Source organism: uncultured Nostoc sp., from assembly GCF_964245575.1.
Taxonomy (GTDB): Bacteria; Cyanobacteriota; Cyanobacteriia; order Cyanobacteriales; family Nostocaceae; genus Nostoc.
Window position 1 is genome coordinate 1 of sequence record NZ_CAXTNP010000055.1, and the last position, 18,533, is coordinate 18,533.

An 18,533-nucleotide genomic window follows, 5' to 3' on the forward strand; every position below is an offset into this window, starting at 1 on the left:
GCATAAATTGAGGGGTGACAAGCACGCATCAGTCGATAACCCGCAACTTGGGTTACTATATTTCGGTGTATGATGAATCTCTAATTTTTGGGCAATTCGTCTCGCCTCGGCTGGGGCAAAAACTTCATACAATGCACCGATTGTATGAGTATTTAAGTTATCCATTACCAATGGAATTACCTCCGCTACCTCTTCCTTCGTGTACTTCGCGTCTTCTCTACGAGACGCGAAGCGCGAACGCGGTTCGTTCTTCTAACCTTCAGAACTAATGAGACAGACCACTCTTTGTGTAATTTTATTAAATTATGCAAAGAGTGAGGAGTTATGAAAATCCTAACTCCTCACTCTTTACTTTTAACTTGCTGAGAAATCCACTGCAAATAGGCTTGAGAACCGACAACAATTGGTAAAGCAATAATTTCTGGCACTTCATAGGAATGCAGTTCCTTAATTTTGGCCTCCATTGCAGGATATTGCGCCAAATCAGTTTTAATCAGTAATTGCCATTCTTGCTCTTTATGCAGTTCTCCTTCCCAGGTGTAAATTGAGTGGATTGGTAACAGACTCACACAAGCAGCAAGTTTAGCCTCCACAAGGGCATTTGCAATTGCTTCTGCCTGCTGCATGTTGCCAGCTGTCACCAATACCACACCATAGCCGCCAGCAGGTGTTTCCATAACCTCTAAACCGTCGTAGACAAGGAATAGACCTGACCATCTATCAGCAGTCGTGTGATGCCCTTAGCTTGCAAATGAGTCCGAGCCTTGTGGAGCATTTTACTATCAGGAACTTTAATCACGCGATCGCGCTTCGTAGAAAAACGCTTGGCGACGCGATGGTTATCAAACACCGGCAGAGTTCTTTGCTGGGTTTCCAGGCTGGGAATTTGCCCCAAGTCACCAAAGTCCTTCAGAGGTCGGGTAATTAATTCCGAAGAACGGTCAATCACCAAATAGCAAGTTTTCGGCAAATTGGCTATTGACAGAGGTAAAACTTGAACTGATGCTTCACCGGGTCTACGTTTTGTGACTAAAGGTCTTTGGTCATCCACGTCATCATCATCAAAGTCTTCTTCCTCAAAGTCATCATCATCTAAATCATCATCTTCTAAATCGTCCAAATCCTCTGATTCGTCTAGCAAATCTTCGCCCAACATCTGCGCGATGACGGCGGCTCCTGGATGTTCATTCTTTAGCGGTGGGATGGGGATGCTGACTATTTCTGGCGGCTTTTGCTCTGGAGTTTCTAACTTCTCTGTGACTCGGAGCTTTGGTTTTTCTGTCGCCGAGGGGCGTCGCCGCACCCGTCTACTAGCAGCGATTGACTCCGCCGTTTCCTCTGAGTAAAGTTGCTCCTCTACATGAATTACCCGACGTGGCTGCGGCTCAACCTTTGGTACTTCCACAGGTGGGCTTTCGATGGGTGGAACTTCTATCTCCGGTTCTGGTTGAGTTAGCAGAGGTAACTGCTCGTAGCTTACCTGCGCCCTACCCTCAGGAGTTCTCGCAGCCCGCTTTAAGGAGACTAAGTATTCATACTCATCTTCTGGCAAAGTGCTTTTGAGCAGGCGACTAATTGTCGAATTACTCACACCATAGCGGTCTGCCAAAGTTGAGGTTGTTTCAGCAGTCTCTCGATATAACTTAAGAATTTCTTGCTTGTCAGAGTCTGTTAGTTTTCTCACGGTAGATACCAAAAATCTTTACTAAGCTCGTTTTCGTCCACTGGTACGGCGCGTTCGTCTTAGTGATGCGTCATATTCTAAGACAGCGCCCATTCCAAATAACACTCCACTAAACACCCAAAACACTTCTAATATCTCTCCACTTTGATAATTGGGGCCTTGGGCATATTTAAACCACATATCTGCAATGTAAAGCGAAAAGGCCGCGGCTGCAATCATTCGCCAAGACTGGGAAACTCTTCCCCCCCAAAAGGCTAATAGCAGAGTGGTAGCAATAATTAACAAAATTACATCGCTAACTACGTAAAACCAATTCAAAATAGCGACTAGCAGTGCTGTGGGTTTTTCCTGTTGCATAGAAATCCACCATGCCAACAAACTACCGGACACTGCGATTGCTAACACAATTAGCCACTGCCATTTTTCCAGATTGATTCGCCTGGAAGCCACAGCTAAAGTCATGCCTGCACCAAGTAATAGATAAGTCAGTACAAAAAATATATCGCCTACAGACACATCCGGTTCATCTTTTAAAACTATTTCGGTATAGCCGAAAATTATCCCCCCAACAAAATAGGAAAGCATACCTAAGCCAATCAAGAGCCAAACATTTCGACCACTGACGATTTGCGGACTCAGCCAGTTCCTCAAGCATAAGATACCGGCAGCCAAATAAGCGAAAGCTTCAAAAATATTTGTGCCAATCACATACCACTGGGCGCGGCTTTCTATGCCATCTGCTCCGGGAACTTTGGCACTAAACAACAAAAAGTATAGCAGTGCCAGTACGGCCCAGCCAATATTAGCTAAGACAATGTTCTGAGTGTTGAAAATGGATTTAGAAAGGAACGAATTTTCGTAAAAGTTATTCATAAGACTTGACTATGTAGATGCTCTCTGGCAGTATTTTGAGTTAAAGGACTGTATATCTAGCACTGTGTCTGCTAAGTGATGCACAATCGGACACCAAAAGCAAGTGCCAGTGGCAGGAATTTTGTTACTGCCATAGTTTACCCAGTGGCGATTGATTTAGCCAAGTGATAAACAGCGATCGCTCGGCTTCTGGCATATCTTCTAGCTTATAAATCACTTGTTTGGTAAAATTAGCGTTGCCAAAATAACCCTTTCCTAATCGATGCAATTCTTGTAACAGGATAACTACATGATTTTCTTGCCAATTAGGTATTTTGGCTGTCGGTAACGGATTAGTAGATACCAAATATTTAACTGCTTCTAGGGAAGATGCTTGGGGAAATTGTTTCTGCTTGAACACCTCCGCAATATCTTTTTCAAATAATGCAGCTTGCCTAGCACCTAAAAACTCTTCGATATCTATAGAAACACCTTGTAACAGCAAAATACTGGCTTGGATTAAAATCGCCGTTTTGCCATGACCACCTGTGTCAATATCCAGTTGCTCTAAACGGATTTTACCCCAAACACTAAAGCGTTCCGGTTCCTCCAGTAAAACACAGGCTTTACCTCGGTTATCCGTTAATTCTCTCCATAAGGCTCTAGCTTCTTCCTCTTGACTAGCTTTGAAGACACTAATCAAGCGAAAAGTCTGCCCTTGATAACTGAGGATCGGCACCTGCTGATCCTTTTTTGGGTGCTGAATGCTTGATATTTCAACATCCTGCCGTTTGAGAATAAACATGGCACTAGCAAATAACTCCTCACAGGGGCACTCTTAATATGGAATATATAATGGCATTTGACAGCATCGCCAAGGCTGAAATTACCTAGCATACTGTGAGAATGAGCCTAGCGATCGCTAGATCCTTCCCGAAGGTGGCCGCCCAGAGAGCGTTGGCGTTAACAGGCAAATAATCCCTTGACAACTCAATATATCTAGACCAATACTCCATCTGTTTCGTTTTTAGTGTAGATTAACTAACTAGCGACTAGCATCTTAGCCTTGCTAGTAGTAAATCTGCAATTTTCGATTGCTTCTTGGTAGGTAAAGACGATATAATAATGTAGATGACTCTTTTGGGAGCCATGAATTTATGGTGGGCGCGTAGCTCAGTGGATAGAGCCACGGATTTCTAATCCGTTGGTCGCAGGTTCGAACCCTGCCGCGCTCGTTTTAACTTAATACGAACCTTAAAGAAGGCTTTTTATGGTAATTTACCTAATAGGCTTGAGAGTTCACATAAATGCACCACACAAAAGATAAGGGCGATTTAGCAGCTGCTAAAGTGATAGCAGATTTAGTCGAGAAAGAATATTCGGTTTTTGTACCAGTAGTAACTGAACATGCACCCTTTGATTTGATTGCCTACAAAAATGGCAAATGTTACAGAATTCAAGCTAAATACAGTTGTGATGGCACACTGAAAAATAAAAGCAATTGGGCAGACAAGAATGGTTGTCATGAGAAAAAGTACAAATCTGATGACTTTGATTTCTATGGCCTTTATTTGCCAGATATAAACAAAGTAGTATATCCATCAATCAAGTTTGGCGGTTGCGGTATCAGGACAACCCCACCTAAATCACCCAATCCTTTTTATTGGTGGGAAGATTTTACAGATTTAACTGAAGTAGCACTTAAGAGAACCTACAAGGAATTTGGCGTTGATTTGACAACCAGAAAGGTTAACCCAGATTCTAGAATTCATACCAGAAAAGTTGAAAGGCCATCAAAAGAAGAACTAGGAAAACTAGTTTGGGAAAAGCCAACTGCACAAATCGGGAGAGATTTTGGCGTGTCTGATAAGGCTGTAGAAAAATGGTGTAAGGCTTATGGGGTAGAAAAGCCACCTAGAGGGTATTGGGTGAAAAAGGCTTATGGAAATATAGAAGGACAGTTAACAGTCCATACCGAAACGTTCTCTAGAATAGAGTTTTAGCTTTTTTATAAAAATTATAGCCTTGGCGATATCACCTGTGGAAGAAGAAAACTTTTAAATATATTCACGTAGACTAAAAAAATATTTATCAAATTAAACCCTCTGGTTTCCAGATAGAGGGGCAATGAGAGATTATTTTTCAATAAAATTGGGAATACTGAGTTAAGACATTCCAGCGAATATAATCATGTCAACAAATAAGTTAATTTATGGGCGTGACGGTAGCAGAAATATTTTAATGGAAGCTTTAACTACAGTTCAGTCACGTTTAATTATAGTTTGCCCTTGGATAACTAATGAAGGTATTGAAGATGTTACACCTATATTTGAAAAGCTTTTAAAGGATAAAGTTCAGATTAGCATAGGTTGGGGTAATCAAAAAGATATTTCTAAAGTTGATTATGGTGATTATCCTGAAACAGAAACTTTAAGAGTTAGACTAATGAAATATTTAGGTTGGAAATATTTGGGAATTTATCAATTACAACGATTGGAGAAACTTTTCCCGGATTTATTTGAATTAAAGTTAATTGGCACACATGAAAAATATTTAGTCTGTGATAAATTATTTGCATTTACAGGAAGTCATAATATATTGACCTCAAAAGGTTTATATGGAGATTATGAGATAGGTTTACGTATTACAGAATCTTCAATTATTAATGAGTTAATAGATCATTTTGATGAGTGCTTTTCTTGGGAGAAGGATAAATGGAATTTAATATACCCTAATTGATAACTAGAAGAGTCGCTACCAACATAGTTGTATGGTGCTTGCATTTAGGTATCATGTTTATTTTCTACTAGCATGATACCCATTTGATACCCAAAATTTTGGATTCATAGTCAAATCATAGTCAAAAAATAAGCTGATACCCAAAATTCTGTTCTGATAGCCAAATCATAGCCAAAATCATAGTCAGAATAGTCAAAAATGCAAGTAAGAAAGTTAGCTTTTCAACATCCAGATTCCTTCAAAACCCTGAAACCCTTAACTTTACGTCGATTATTTCATTAATGTAAAAAGCCCGTGACGAGGATTGAACTCGTGACCTCACCCTTACCAAGGGTGTGCTCTACCACTGAGCCACACGGGCAAAATATAACTTTGATTTTTCAGTTGTAAGTTACAATGCTGGGAGCTTTGCTCTTTACCCAGCTATTATAACTTATAACTTCGTAAGTGGTGGGCCGGGCTGGATTTGAACCAGCGTAGGCGCTAGCCAACGGATTTACAGTCCGTCTCCATTAACCACTCGGACACCGACCCGATTTGTCTCACGATTTAAAATCTTAGCATCATGTTTTATAAATTGCAAGTGATTAGAAAAAATAACATCTGGTAGAGACGCAGTTTTATTGCGTCTCTACCAGATGTATACAAAATACCAGTTACACACTCATCTTCAGCATTCGTTGCATTGGTCGCAGTGCCGCAAGCCGAATATCCTCTGACATGGTAATTTCGGGAGTACGATTTTTCATTGCCCAGTAAAGCTTTTCTAGGGTGTTTAACCGCATAAACGGACATTCGTTACAAGCACAATTATTCATCGGCGGTGCAGGAATAAAATGCTTGTCAGGAGCTAATTTTTGCATTTGGTGAATGATTCCAGGCTCCGTCGCAACGATAAATACTTTGGTAGGGCTGTTTTGACAATACTTGAGTAAAGCGGCTGTGGAGCCAATAAAGCTGGCGTGACGCAATACACTACTTTCACATTCTGGATGTGCGATCGCCTCTGCTTGTGGGTGGGCAATTTTTAACTGGACAATTTTCTTTTCCGAAAAGGTTTCATGGACAACACAGCTACCTTGCCACAGTAGCAAATCTCGTCCAGTTTGTTCCATAACATAGCGCCCCAAATTCCGATCTGGGGCAAAAATAATCGGCTGTTCCTTTGGTATCTGCTCTACAATCTTGACAGCATTGGAACTAGTGCAAATAATATCGCTCATCGCCTTGATATCAGCAGAGCAGTTGATATAAGACACCACCAGATGATTCGGATGCACTGCTTTAAAAGCTGCAAACGCTTCTGGTGGACAACTATCTGCTAAAGAACAACTAGCATTCAAATCTGGTAAAAGTACTAATTTATCGGGATTAAGTATCTTTGCTGTTTCTGCCATGAAGTGAACACCAGCAAAGACGATCGCATCCGCATTGGTTTTTTCTGCGGCTCTTGCCAGTTGTAATGAATCCCCAATAAAGTCGGCAATATCCTGAATATCTGGCTCTTGATAATAATGTGCCAGGATAACTGCGTTGAGTTCTTTTTTGAGACTTTCAATAGCGGCAAACAAATCTAGTGGTAGTTCACCCAGTTGGGTTTTTTCTTGTTGAGCTAGGGCAGTGGTAAACACAGTTAGGGGTGCTTTAAGTTGCAAATTTATGTCCTGTGAAATCAATTATAGTAGTTTTTACCAAAAATGGTGGACGGTTGATATTTTCGGGTTGTGTCCAAATCGGGCTGAGTTTCATATCCTGGAGATAGACGGCAAGGAAAGTGGCATGACCAGTCAGAAAACTCAATTGATAAACCTCAAAATTGCTGTAATTGGAGATGTTCACGACCAATGGGAAGTGGAAGATGGTATTGCACTCAAACATTTGGGTGTTGACTTAGCGCTGTTTGTGGGGGATTTTGGCAATGAATCGGTGGAAGTGGTCAGAGCGATCGCCTCTCTCGATATTCCCAAAGCAGCCGTGATGGGCAACCACGATGCTTGGTACACCGCCACCGAATGGGGACGTAAAAAGGCTCCTTATGACCGCTCTAAGGAAGACTGGGTACAAGAACAGCTCGATTTATTAGGCCCGTCCCATGTCGGTTACGGTAAGCTAGATTTTCCCGCTTGGAATTTAACTGTAGTGGGGGGTCGTCCCTTTACCTGGGGTGGCCCGGAGTGGAAATTCGCGGAAATCTGTAAAGAACGTTACGGTGTGACAAGTTTGGAAGAATCTGCCAATCGCATCTTCAAAGCAGTTAAAGGCGCCGCTTACGAGACGATTATATTTTTGGGTCACAATGGGCCTAGTGGGTTAGGCGATCGCCCCGAAGACCCCTGCGGCAAAGACTGGCATCCAATTGGTGGCGACTTTGGCGATCCAGATTTTGGCGAGGCGATTTCTCAAGCCTTGACTGCTGGTAAAACCATTCCTCTGGTGACATTTGGTCATATGCACCATACTCTAAGACATACTAAGGTGCTGCGGAAATCTATCTTTAGAAGTCCAGAGGGGACAATTTACTTGAATGCAGCCACTGTGCCGAGGATTGTGGAAAATGACAGCGAGAAGTTGCGTAATTTTTCCATTGTCACCCTAGAGGCGGGTGTGGTTTCGCAAGTTTCCCTAGTTTGGGTGGGCAATGACTTCCAGGTGGCTTCAGAGGAAATTTTGTACGAGCGATCGCCTAGTGTGTCGTAGACATTCGCATTCGGTAGTGCAATCTGCGTAGATGATAGGATATAGTATTATCTGTCAGCTTTAGTGCTAAACAACAAAAGCGCCTGAATAGCGTCTGAAAGTAGGGTAGGCACGAGTTTGACAGATTTATTGGAGAGGTGGCAGAGTGGTCGATTGCGTCCGACTTGAAATCGGATGAGGCTAAAACCTCCGGGAGTTCGAATCTCCCCCTCTCCGTTGAGGAATTAAAAATTGAAAATTAAAAATTAAAAATTGAGGAGGATGAGCTTAGGTGGAGCCTTTGGTGGAGATGATGATGGCACCAAGAATTTTTGTAAGTTCTTCAGCTTCGGTTTGGAGTTGACTAATTCTTTCTTGAGGTACTATTTCGGAAGCAATCAGTAACCTTAACCAATACCGAGTTTCACGGGATTCTTTTAGTGCAATCATGAGCTTGCTGATAAAATCTGCTTTGCTTTGAGCAGCTTGTGCTTCTTCTACATTAGCTCCAATGGATGTTCCTGACCTCAACAACTGTTGAGCAAGGGTTCGCGCTACTCCTGGTTTGTCATCTAAAAACTGGCACAACTTGACTATGCGAACTGAAAAAGTAAAAGTGCGATCGCAAATATCTTTGTTTTGCCGTTAGAGTCAATGTAGAAGCGATCGCTTTTCCTCACTATATATTTAACCCCAAAGTATTGGATGAGACTAAACATCTCGATACATCAGGGTTGGGGATGAGGTTCAGACTGTATTGCACCGAAGTGAGAATCGCTTGGAATGATTAAGTTGCCTGATCGATTTTTTGCACTTCTTGATCAGATAGTTTCACATTGATAGCTTGTGCTGAGTCTTCAATGCTAGAAACCTTGCTAGCACCAGGAATTGGCAAAATAGCAGGCGACTTGGAACGTAACCACGCCAAGACGATATTATATACTGATACGCCTTTTTCTTTAGCTAAGTTAGCGATCGCAGGGATATCTTGTAAGTCCTGATGACGACGCCTACCACCAAAGGGACTCCAAGGCAAAAAGGTCAATCCTTGCTGTTCGCAATACTTCAGCACGCCGTCATTTTCTGGCTGTCGTTGCCAAGGGCTGTATTGATTCTGCACCGAAACAATATCCACCACATCCCGCGCCCGCTTAATTTGCTCAACGGAAAAGTTAGAAACTCCCACAAATCGAATCAAACCTACCTCCACTGCTTCTTTTACAGGTGCAAGGGATTCTTCAATTGTGTAATTAGCATCGGGAGAATGGTATTGCCACACATCGATGGGTTTAGCACCACCAAACGCCTCAAAGCTGACTTGAATTGTTTGGCGCAAATGTTCTGGGTTGCCGTTGCTTGTCCAGTTTTCATTAGGACGCATCAACCCGCCCTTCGTTGCCACAATTACTTGGCTAACATCGCCTTTGTAACTAGTAAGTGCCTTGTGAATTAGCCGCTCGTTGTGGTGCTTATCTGACTCATCTTTGCAGTAAGAATCGGCAGTGTCAATAAATGTAATACCCAGATCCAAGGCCCGATGGATAACTTGGATTGATTCTGATTCGGGAGGACGATTATAAATTGACATGGGCATACCACCCAAACCGATCGCACTCACAAAGATACCAGTTTTTCCTAGCTGTTTGGTTTCCATGCTTCTAGCTCTAGCTTCCTGCCCCAATTATCTACCAGCTAGCCAAAGCTTGTTTAGCGATTCATTATAAATCCTCCCTAGTACTTAGACTTGGCAATTAGTGAATGGGCTATGAGGGGAATACTCTACTCAGGGGTTAAGTATTCCATACACAGGCACAGATGAAAATTGTAGAAGATACTCTTACCAGATTGCAGCTAAAATATCAACTACAAATACCTACTTTGTCAGTTTGTCTAATTAAGCTATGTTTGGTAAATAGAATAAGTAGCTAGCCTAGATAAGCGGCTGTTATTCCACACTTGACATAAAGCATTGTGAGTGCAAAACGTCTGCCAGAAACCATTGCCCATGTCAGAATTACTCGCCAATCCTGGCAACACGGCTTTCTTGAAGGTGAAGTGAGTGCGGGTGAGTTTGAGTGGCATTTCCAGTGGCATTTTCGCCGGGGAGAACTTGCCGTCAAGCCTTCCCAAGGCCGCGCCTTAATCAAAGAACCCCTTGGTCGATTTTTGGAGCAACAAGATTATCAGCTAGAGCCTGGAGGAGATTATGCTTTTACTATTCGGGCAGAACTTTAAAAGTTAGGAGCCATTCAATTTTGGATTTTGGATTTTGGATTGAAGAAAAAATCTAAAATCTAAAATTGGTTGACTGCCGATTCAGTGAGGCGATTTAAGTATCTTTCGATTAAGAGGATGGCAACAATGTCATCTATAGGTCTTGGTGGCTGTCGCAGACCTTGTGGCAATAGCTTTATTAGCCCTTTGGGCGGGAACATTTGCCAATAGCGATCGCGTGCTTGTAAGGTTGTGTAGCGCTCATCGACTAAAATAATACTCAAAGGTTCTGTCAATTCCTGATATAATTGCTGTTTCCACTGCTTGGCTGTAGTTTGGTCGCCCATCACCATCAAAGAGATCGGAAACTTTTGACGCAGTGTCTCAATAGTAGCGATCGCCTCTTTTGCTAGCACGACCTGATGATAATGCAGTTGCCGATCCAGTCCCATTACCGCTAAACCACACTTATCTCGACCTGGATCAAACCCTAATATGACTGGTTGCGTTGGTGAAAATTCCCGAAAAGTCATAAGAAATTAAAAATTAAAAATTAAGAATTAGAAATGAATAAATACAATCACAGCAATTATTTTGACTGCTGTATGATATGTTTAAATCTTACTAATAACAGTGTGCAAATAATTTTTTAAGTACTAAAAATAATTTGTCCGTTAATTATTGCCACTAATTTTACTCTCAATGGCCCGGCTGTATAAGTGTCCTCTGCTGCGATCGCTTTTATCTCCAATGGTTCATTGTACTGTCTTAATTGGCTGACAAAGCGTAAGAAAGTGCCTTCTACTTGCACATTTTCGACAATTCCGGCATTACGGGCACGAAATTGGGAAGCAGAAATCAGTATTTCCAGTCGCTGCTGTAATTGATAGGATGTCATGGTTTTGGAATCAGCAGTAGTCGTTGCCAGCACTGCACCTCCTGAAAAAACCAGTTGATTGCGAGCTGTATCGGTGAAGAATTCTATCTGCTTTTCTCCTCTGACGTAATTACCAGCCGAGAAAATTCGCACCACGTATTCTTGACCATCGCCAATCGGCTTGCTCAATTGGTCAACCCTATCCTGGGTTACGCGCAATAGCTCTACATTTGCCGGATTTGCACCAGGCTCACTTAATTCGAGGTTGGCGTTGCGATTGGCTTCTTGTAAAAGTTGTACCACTGCTTGACGAGCAGCACCAGGTTGGGTAACACGAATTACAGCAGCAGAGAGAACTTGACCGCGAACTAAGGCGAGCTTACCTAGACGCAGGTCGCGGTAGGACTGATAATATTTTTCCAGCCTTGCAACTTCTAGTTCTAGTTGCTCTTGTTGTGCTTCCAATTCTTTAAGGCGCAATTCCCGTGTGGCAATCACTTGCTCTCGTGCTGCAACTTCTACATTACGCTTTTGAATCAATTGATCGAGTTGGGAAATTTTTTGATCGCGCACTTCTATGGCTTCTTGGCGATTAGCAAGTTCGCGATCGCGTTTTTCAATTGCTGTTTTGGCTTCGTCAATAGCTTTTTTAGCTTCAGCGTACAGTCGTTGACGTTCTGTCTTCAGTAGTTCAACTGCCGCTTGTAGCTCCTTTCTCTGATTGTAAACGCTTTGCAATTCAGCTATAGCTTTTTGATACTGAGTTACAACTTGTCCTAGCTGGCCTTGAGTGCGTTGGAGTTGAGTTTGAGTTTGAGCTTGTTGACTAATGGTGCGGTTCAACTGAGCTTGTGTTTGGCGTTGTTTGGCATTCGCCGCCTGCAAATATTGATTAATCACCTGCAAGTCTTGTTGTGCTTTTGCTTGGGCAATTCTTGCTTGATTTAGCTCACTCTCTACCTGACTTTTCTGAGTTTCTGCGGTTTTTAGCTGTTCCCGCTTCTGTCTGAGGTCTGTTTGAATATCTTCTAACTCAAAGACTCCCTTTCGCAAGCCTTCGTCGGCAGCGAATAAAATTCCTAAAGTTGATGCTGAAATCAAACCGCCCGTAAAAATAGTTACCAGTACAGCAGTATTTTTTGGACGCAGGTTAAAAAGTGAGAGGCGGGCTTTGCCAACTCGTGTGCCGATGCGATCGCCCACGGTTGCAATGACGCCTCCCAGAATTAAAATTGCTGCGATGAGGATGTATCCGGTGGTCATCTTTAGCTACCGAAATCCTTCCAGATACAGCCTACTACTTTTAAGCATTGTCTGGAAAGAAGTGGAAATTGGCAATAGCTGAAATTACTCAATTTTAGATTTACCTCTAGCTATTAGTGTCATTTTTCAAAATAGAACACGTGCCGATTCCCCTTTCTCCAATTTCTTTTATGTGAATTGCCTACTTAAGGTAACAGGTTTGTGTACAGTAATCTTCTTTTTGTGGATAGAAATCATCTTCTTTTCACGCAAATCCCCTAGTAGCCTAGTAACGGTAACACGAGTTGAACCAATTGCTTCTGCGATCGCTTGATGAGATAACTTCAGATCAATTGTGATCCCATCTGCACAAGGAACCCCAAAATCCCGACAAAGAATTAGCAAAAAACTCACCAACCTAGAACCCATATCTCGGTGAGCGAGAGTTTCAATCATCATCTCCGTTTGTAAAATGCGCGAAGACAGACCTCGCAGCATTAACATTGATAATTCTGGATTTTCCTTGAGTGCTTGCTCCACTTGTTCAATTGGTGCTGACAGTAATTCGACAGGGGTAAATGCAACCGCATGGTAAAACCTATCCGACTTATTTCCCGTCAGCAATGACAATACACCAAAAACACTATTTTCCCGCAGCAGCGCTACCGTTATTTCCTCTCCTGCCTCGTACACCCTGGAAAGTTTAACAGCACCTTTCAAAAGAAAATAAACTCGTTCGGCAGGATCGCCAGGAAAAAAGATCGTTTTATTGCGTTCAAACGTTTCCACAACTGGCGGAAACGCCCCGGTCGCCATCTGACGAAATACATTTGCTAGGGCTTTATCTTGTGTCACGATCATCTCCCTTCCCCTACCCAATGCCGGAAAAACAAAAACTGATTACCTAAGAATACACCCGAAAATTGAATAAAGCACCGTCAACCTTTCTGTACTTTCCTATACTCAAACTAATCTCTTCATAACTCTTTGTTTATAATGATACATAATTGTTGATCCTTTCAGCTACTAATTGTTGATAAGTACTTCCAATAGCTGTATTAAAAAGGGTTTTTTAAAGAACAAATAAAGTTATTTTGAGAATATCTTTAGGAAAAATCAAGATTTTTGTCATAGCAAACACTCTTACCAATATTCATTTTTGCAAATCCTGTATAAAACAAAGACAAAACGTGCCTCAGATTCTAGTATGCTCCTAGATGATCGATCGCATTAACAATTTCTATGCTAAATCTGACTGGAAAAAATGCCCTTGTTACAGGTATTGCCAATAACCGCTCGATCGCCTGGGGCATCGCCCAACAGCTGCACAAAGCCGGAGCAAACCTGGGTATTACCTATCTGCCCGATGAACGCGGCAAGATGGAGAAAAAAGTTGCGGAATTGGTAGAACCCCTCAACCCCAGTTTATTTCTTCCCTGTAATGTCCAAAATGATGAACAGATTCAATCTACCTTTGAGACAATCCGCGAACAGTGGGGAAAGCTAGACATCCTTATCCATTGTCTTGCCTTTGCCAGCAAAGATGATTTGACTGGAGATTTTAGCCAAACTTCTCGTTCTGGCTTCAACACTGCCTTAGAAATCAGTACCTACTCGCTGGTGCAATTAAGTGGTGCAGCTAAACCTTTGATGACAGAGGGAGGTAGTATCGTTACCCTCACATATTTAGGCGGTGTCAGAGCAATCCCTAACTACAATGTTATGGGAGTTGCCAAGGCGGGCTTAGAAATTAGTGTGCGTTACTTGGCTGCTGAACTAGGGCCACAAAATATCCGCGTCAATGCCATCTCCGCAGGCCCCATCCGCACTTTGGCATCTTCAGCAGTGGGTGGGATTTTAGATATGATTCATCATGTAGAAGAAGTAGCTCCCCTAAGACGCACCGTCACTCAGCTAGAAGTGGGCAATGCTGCCGCTTTCTTATGTAGTGATTTGTCTAGCGGTATTACCGGACAAGTTCTATATGTAGATGCAGGATATGAAATTATGGGAATGTAATTAGGGACTGGGTATTGGGAAGAATTTATTCCCCATTCCCCATGCAAACAACTAATCGCCAAGTTAATTCAAACTACGACCAGTCAACTAAAATCCCTCGGATTGCCACTGTTCACCGCACCACTGGGGAAACTGCTGTGCAAGTTACCATCAATCTGGATGGTAGAGGAACTTGCACCGCAGCAACTGGCATTCCGTTTTTAGATCACATGTTGCATCAAATTGCCTCCCACGGGCTGATTGATATAGATGTTCAAGCCAAGGGAGACTGGGAAATTGATGATCACCACACCAACGAAGATGTAGGTATTACCTTGGGCCAAGCTTTGAACCAAGCACTAGGCGACAGAAAAGGTATTGTCCGCTTTGGTAATTTTCTTGCGCCACTGGATGAAGCCTTAGTTCAGGTAGCACTAGACTTTTCTGGACGCCCTCACCTTAGCTACGGCTTACAAATTCCTACTCAGCGTGTAGGAACCTATGACACCCAACTAGTGCGCGAATTTTTTGTGGCACTCGTGAATCATAGCCAAATGACACTGCACATTCGGCAACTGGATGGCATTAATTCCCATCACATTATTGAAGCGACATTTAAGGCGTTTGCGAGGGCAACGCGGCTAGCGGTGGAAATTGACCCTCGCCGTACTGGTTTAATTCCCAGTTCTAAAGGCGTTTTGTAAACCTAGCCAGAATTACTTGCCAGGGCTGACATTTGCTGACATTTATAGTGTTAATTCAGCTACTCTATTAGCGATAATTGACACACTGCTCTGTGATGGTTATTATCAGCCTACTGGGTAACTTGTAATTAATGCCAAGTTGGTAATTAGTAATTGAACCGAGATGAAGTCTGTTGCAGATGACCCTGATTCTCAACTTAATACGACAGACACTCCGCCAGTAGTCCTGACTTCTGAGTTACGAAAAGTCTATCGCACTGGTTTTTGGCTAAATCAAAAAGTTGTATCTCTCAAAAACTGTTCTTTAACAGTTTACAAAGGCGAAACCTTTGGGCTGCTGGGGCCAAACGGTGCTGGGAAAACCACCCTTTTAAAATTGTTGCTGGGAATTATTCGTCCTACCTCTGGACGGGGATTATTATTTGGTAAGCCACTAGGCGATCGCACTATCAAGCAACATATCGGCTATCTGCCGGAAAATCCTTATTTATATGACTATCTCACTGGCTGGGAATTTTTGCAGCTAGCCGCCGGGCTATTCCAAATTCCCCAAAGTGTCCAACACCAACGCATTCCCCAACTGCTGGAATTAGTGGGTTTATCCCAAGCCGATGCCCGCAAAAAGCTGCTGCGTCGCTATTCTAAAGGAATGCTACAGCGTGTCGGTATGGCACAGGCGCTAATTAACGAGCCAGATTTGGTTTTTCTTGATGAACCGATGTCTGGTCTTGATCCGGTGGGACGCTACCAAATGCGGGAAATTATCCTGGCGCTAAAAGCTGCTGGTAAGACAATTTTTTTCAACAGCCACGTTCTTAGTGAAGTAGAACAGATTTGCGATCGCATTGCCATCCTCGCTCAAGGTGAATTAATTTGCTCTGGTTCCCTCAATGAACTCTTAGGCAGAAACAACACATATCACGTCAAAGGTCAAGGTGGTGACTGGGAAATTCTTAAAAAATGGATACCCACTCTCAGATTTAAACCTGATGGTTCCTGGCAAGGTACACTACAAGACGATTACTATGATTTTCTTGCCAGTCTTCGTCTCATGGAGGGTAAAATTATTGCCATGAACTTGTCGCGTTACTCCCTAGAAGAGTTTTTTATTCAACAAATCCAAAGAAAAAATGACTCACTGAATTAATCTTGTTGCCAAATAGGAAATTTGGGGTTGCATTGAGGAAAAAAAACCAAAATTTCTGCCTTTTTGAATTCATCTTTCCCAAGCCAACCGACAAAAAATCAAATTCCGATCTCTTCAGGACTTACTCACTGTACAAAAGAATTATGTTGTGTATCAACGTAAATACGTCGTTTCAGGTTTTTATTAATCATTCTTTGATGGGAAGTAGACTCGCGCGGTAGGGGCAATACCCTGCCTTAAGCTGCTTTGCGTCTACATGAATTGCCCCTACGACAAATGTAGTTTTTAAAATCATCCATATTTGCTCTTTCCTGTCAATGCGTAAGTTATAGTCTTTTTCAGGTTATTTATATTTATTTAATGAACTTGTTCATAATTTTGGTACTCATAGCAGATTTTAAACCGCAGTTGAAATGTCATAAAATTTTCTTTCACAATAAAATTTTCTTGGTCACTGCCTTATTGATTAACAGATAATTTATTGTATCAACTGTGTTTATTTGCGGAAGTCCCTAATATTTTTTTAGAATTACTATATTCAAGTTTGCTTAACTTTAAATTAGCTTCACTAAAAATTCAAATTCAATAAACAAATTTCCTCCTGAAAATGACACTTTTCGAGGAAAATAAGAGTGTTGGGGAACTTGAATACTTAGGTATAGTCCAAATAAAAATGTTTAGACAGTACATTATTGATTGTAGTTTCAGAGTCTCAGGTAAATATGCTTAATACAAGTTTCTTTAAATTCCTAACTCAGCCAGTTGTGGGTGTGGCTTTGTTAACTGCTGTCAATGCCGTTGTGCCATTTGCCAGTTTAGCTCAGGGACAACCATTACCACCAACAACACAAACACCAACTACATCAACACAATTAGATACTAATTATTCATTAGGAGGCGGCGATCGCATCCGTGTAAATGTATTTGAAGTACCTGAATATACAGGTGAATATCAAATTCCTCCAGGTGGAGCAATCAACTTACCTTTAATTGGCAGTGTGTCAGTCCTCGGTCTAACAACTGAACAGGCTGCTGACGAAATTGCTAGAAGATATGCTCGCTTCCTGAAACGTCCCTTGATCTCAGTCAATTTGTTATCGTCTCGTCCCATCAATATTTTCGTTGCCGGAGAGGTGACACGTCCAGGGGCTTACACCCTGAGCTTGAGCGGAGGCGCGGGAGATAATCCAGGCGTACAGTACCCCACTGTATTAGCCGCACTGACAACAGCGCAGGGGGTAACCCTAGCTGCGGATGTGACTCAAGTTCAATTACGGCGTAGAATAGGGCGCTCCTCAGAGCAAGTTGTCAGTATCAATTTGAAAGAACTCATCCAAACAGGCAGGTTATCACAGGATATTACCTTGCGGGATGGAGACACTATAGTTGTGCCAACTGCAACCAACTTCAACGTGGCAGAATCCCGCAATATATTTGCAGCTAACTTTGCCGCTAGCCAAACCACACCCCGCACAGTAACAATTATCGGTGAAGTTAACCGTCCCGGTTCCTATCTTGTCACCCCAGGTAATACAGATGCACAGGGGGGAAGCGCAACCACTAATAGTGGCACTGCTTCTCCCTCTGGTCTACCAAATGTGACGCGGGTAATTCAACTAGCTGGGGGAATTACAGCACAGGCTGATATTCGTAATCTCAAGCTACGCCGACCTACAAGAACCGGCTCAGAACAAGCTATAGATATCAATCTTTGGCAATTATTGCAAAGTGGTGACGCCAATCAAGATATTATTGTGCAAGACGGAGATACAATTGTTATTCCGACGGCAACTGAAATCAACCCCGCAGAAGCCACTCAATTAGCTACCACTACTTTGTCTCCTGCACGCATTCAAGTTGGTGTGGTAGGTGAAGTTAAAAAACCAGGGTTAACAGACGTTCAGCCGAATAGCTCTTTAAATCAAGCTATACTCGCTGCTGGAGGATTTAATGATGCCAGAGCTAGTAGTGATTCTGTTGATTTGATTCGCCTCAACCCTAATGGTTCTGTAACTAAACGTATAGTAAAAATGGATTTCTCCGCTGGGATTAATGAGCAAACTAATCCTATACTCCGCAATAATGACGTTGTAGTAGTCAACCGATCTGGTTTAGCTAAAACCGGCGATACCACAAACACTATAGCTGGGCCTCTAGGTGTTATATTTAGTATTTTGAGGGTGTTCGGACTCTATTAGTATTTTGAGGGTGTTCGGACTCTAGTTTAAAATACAAATGTGAATTGGGGACGTTGGTCAAATCTCTCCGTCCCCAAAATCGCACTATGTATGAGTTAAGGCTCAATAGTTAAGAGTTAATATAGCCCTACTTTATCATTTGTGAGAGAAAAAAGTTGAAAAGCTTATAAATAGGTATTTTCATAAAAATAAGATGACAACT

General features: G+C 42.3%; 18 protein-coding genes and 4 tRNA genes. 10 read left to right on the forward strand and 12 right to left on the reverse strand.

Features of this window, described 5'->3' with window-relative positions; genetic code table 11:
* Positions 1-341 precede the first annotated feature (341 nt).
* From cutA to ACFFAP_RS11285, 4 genes are all read right to left on the reverse strand, one after another.
* Positions 342-677 (reverse strand): divalent-cation tolerance protein CutA, encoded by a 336-nt coding sequence (cutA, locus tag ACFFAP_RS11270; protein ID WP_375511300.1) that lies wholly within the window; start codon positions 675-677, stop codon positions 342-344.
* 5 nt (positions 678-682) lie between these two features.
* A complete protein-coding gene (locus tag ACFFAP_RS11275; protein WP_375511301.1) occupies positions 683-1,684 on the reverse strand; it encodes a transposase in 1,002 nt (333 codons plus the stop codon).
* Positions 1,685-1,705: 21 nt separating this feature from the next.
* Positions 1,706-2,557: a hypothetical protein gene (locus ACFFAP_RS11280; RefSeq protein ID WP_375511302.1), complete on the reverse strand. Its 852-nt coding sequence runs from the start codon at positions 2,555-2,557 to the stop codon at positions 1,706-1,708.
* A gap of 124 nt (positions 2,558-2,681) precedes the next feature.
* The gene (locus ACFFAP_RS11285) at positions 2,682-3,341 is read right to left on the reverse strand and encodes an Npun_F0813 family protein (protein WP_375511303.1); all 660 of its coding nucleotides are present in this window, start codon (positions 3,339-3,341) and stop codon (positions 2,682-2,684) included.
* A 357-nt stretch (positions 3,342-3,698) separates the two neighbouring features.
* Between ACFFAP_RS11285 and ACFFAP_RS11290 the strand changes: the two genes are divergently transcribed.
* The 3 genes from ACFFAP_RS11290 to ACFFAP_RS11300 all read left to right on the forward strand — a co-directional run bounded on the left by ACFFAP_RS11290 (position 3,699) and on the right by ACFFAP_RS11300 (position 5,275).
* A tRNA-Arg gene (locus ACFFAP_RS11290) sits at positions 3,699-3,771 on the forward strand.
* Positions 3,772-3,843: 72 nt separating this feature from the next.
* Positions 3,844-4,539, forward strand: a complete 696-nt coding sequence (locus ACFFAP_RS11295) for a group I intron-associated PD-(D/E)XK endonuclease (protein WP_375511304.1) — start codon at positions 3,844-3,846, stop codon at positions 4,537-4,539.
* A 187-nt stretch (positions 4,540-4,726) separates the two neighbouring features.
* Entirely contained in the window at positions 4,727-5,275 is a 549-nt protein-coding gene (locus ACFFAP_RS11300) for a phospholipase D-like domain-containing protein (protein ID WP_375511305.1), read from the forward strand.
* A 289-nt stretch (positions 5,276-5,564) separates the two neighbouring features.
* Here ACFFAP_RS11300 and ACFFAP_RS11305 read toward each other — a convergent pair.
* From ACFFAP_RS11305 to nadA, 3 genes are all read right to left on the reverse strand, one after another.
* Positions 5,565-5,636 (reverse strand) — tRNA-Thr (locus ACFFAP_RS11305).
* Positions 5,637-5,723: 87 nt separating this feature from the next.
* Positions 5,724-5,809 (reverse strand) — tRNA-Tyr (locus tag ACFFAP_RS11310).
* A 122-nt stretch (positions 5,810-5,931) separates the two neighbouring features.
* Entirely contained in the window at positions 5,932-6,906 is a 975-nt protein-coding gene (gene nadA / locus ACFFAP_RS11315; RefSeq protein WP_375511322.1) for a quinolinate synthase NadA, read from the reverse strand.
* Between the two features lie 148 nt (positions 6,907-7,054).
* On the opposite strand from nadA, the gene ACFFAP_RS11320 reads away from it, so the two are divergent.
* Entirely contained in the window at positions 7,055-7,972 is a 918-nt protein-coding gene (locus ACFFAP_RS11320; protein WP_375511323.1) for a TIGR04168 family protein, read from the forward strand.
* Positions 7,973-8,103: 131 nt separating this feature from the next.
* Positions 8,104-8,188 (forward strand) — tRNA-Ser (locus ACFFAP_RS11325).
* A gap of 51 nt (positions 8,189-8,239) precedes the next feature.
* Here ACFFAP_RS11325 and ACFFAP_RS11330 read toward each other — a convergent pair.
* Both ACFFAP_RS11330 and ACFFAP_RS11335 read right to left on the reverse strand, forming a co-directional pair.
* Entirely contained in the window at positions 8,240-8,581 is a 342-nt protein-coding gene (locus ACFFAP_RS11330; RefSeq protein ID WP_375511324.1) for a four helix bundle protein, read from the reverse strand.
* Between the two features lie 157 nt (positions 8,582-8,738).
* Complete coding sequence (locus tag ACFFAP_RS11335) at positions 8,739-9,605, reverse strand: aldo/keto reductase (protein ID WP_375511306.1); 867 nt, start codon at positions 9,603-9,605, stop codon at positions 8,739-8,741.
* A gap of 317 nt (positions 9,606-9,922) precedes the next feature.
* Between ACFFAP_RS11335 and ACFFAP_RS11340 the strand changes: the two genes are divergently transcribed.
* Complete coding sequence (locus ACFFAP_RS11340; protein ID WP_069070640.1) at positions 9,923-10,186, forward strand: DUF3146 family protein; 264 nt, start codon at positions 9,923-9,925, stop codon at positions 10,184-10,186.
* Between the two features lie 59 nt (positions 10,187-10,245).
* Here the strand turns inward: ACFFAP_RS11340 and ACFFAP_RS11345 are convergent, their stop codons facing one another.
* The 3 genes from ACFFAP_RS11345 to ntcA form a co-directional block, all read right to left on the reverse strand.
* The gene (locus tag ACFFAP_RS11345; RefSeq protein WP_375511307.1) at positions 10,246-10,698 is read right to left on the reverse strand and encodes a resolvase; all 453 of its coding nucleotides are present in this window, start codon (positions 10,696-10,698) and stop codon (positions 10,246-10,248) included.
* A 116-nt stretch (positions 10,699-10,814) separates the two neighbouring features.
* Positions 10,815-12,305: a DUF3084 domain-containing protein gene (locus tag ACFFAP_RS11350; RefSeq protein WP_375511308.1), complete on the reverse strand. Its 1,491-nt coding sequence runs from the start codon at positions 12,303-12,305 to the stop codon at positions 10,815-10,817.
* Positions 12,306-12,473: 168 nt separating this feature from the next.
* Entirely contained in the window at positions 12,474-13,145 is a 672-nt protein-coding gene (gene ntcA / locus ACFFAP_RS11355) for a global nitrogen regulator NtcA (RefSeq protein WP_010998529.1), read from the reverse strand.
* 381 nt (positions 13,146-13,526) lie between these two features.
* Between ntcA and fabI the strand changes: the two genes are divergently transcribed.
* The 4 genes from fabI (at position 13,527) to ACFFAP_RS11375 (ending at position 18,331) form a co-directional block, all read left to right on the forward strand.
* Positions 13,527-14,303, forward strand: coding sequence for an enoyl-ACP reductase FabI (fabI, locus tag ACFFAP_RS11360; protein WP_375511309.1), 777 nt, complete (start codon positions 13,527-13,529; stop codon positions 14,301-14,303).
* Positions 14,304-14,344: 41 nt separating this feature from the next.
* Entirely contained in the window at positions 14,345-14,986 is a 642-nt protein-coding gene (hisB, locus tag ACFFAP_RS11365) for an imidazoleglycerol-phosphate dehydratase HisB (RefSeq protein ID WP_375511310.1), read from the forward strand.
* 163 nt (positions 14,987-15,149) lie between these two features.
* The gene (locus ACFFAP_RS11370) at positions 15,150-16,133 is read left to right on the forward strand and encodes an ABC transporter ATP-binding protein (protein WP_375511311.1); all 984 of its coding nucleotides are present in this window, start codon (positions 15,150-15,152) and stop codon (positions 16,131-16,133) included.
* 722 nt (positions 16,134-16,855) lie between these two features.
* Positions 16,856-18,331, forward strand: a complete 1,476-nt coding sequence (locus ACFFAP_RS11375) for an SLBB domain-containing protein (protein WP_375511312.1) — start codon at positions 16,856-16,858, stop codon at positions 18,329-18,331.
* The last annotated feature ends 202 nt before the right edge of the window (positions 18,332-18,533 follow it).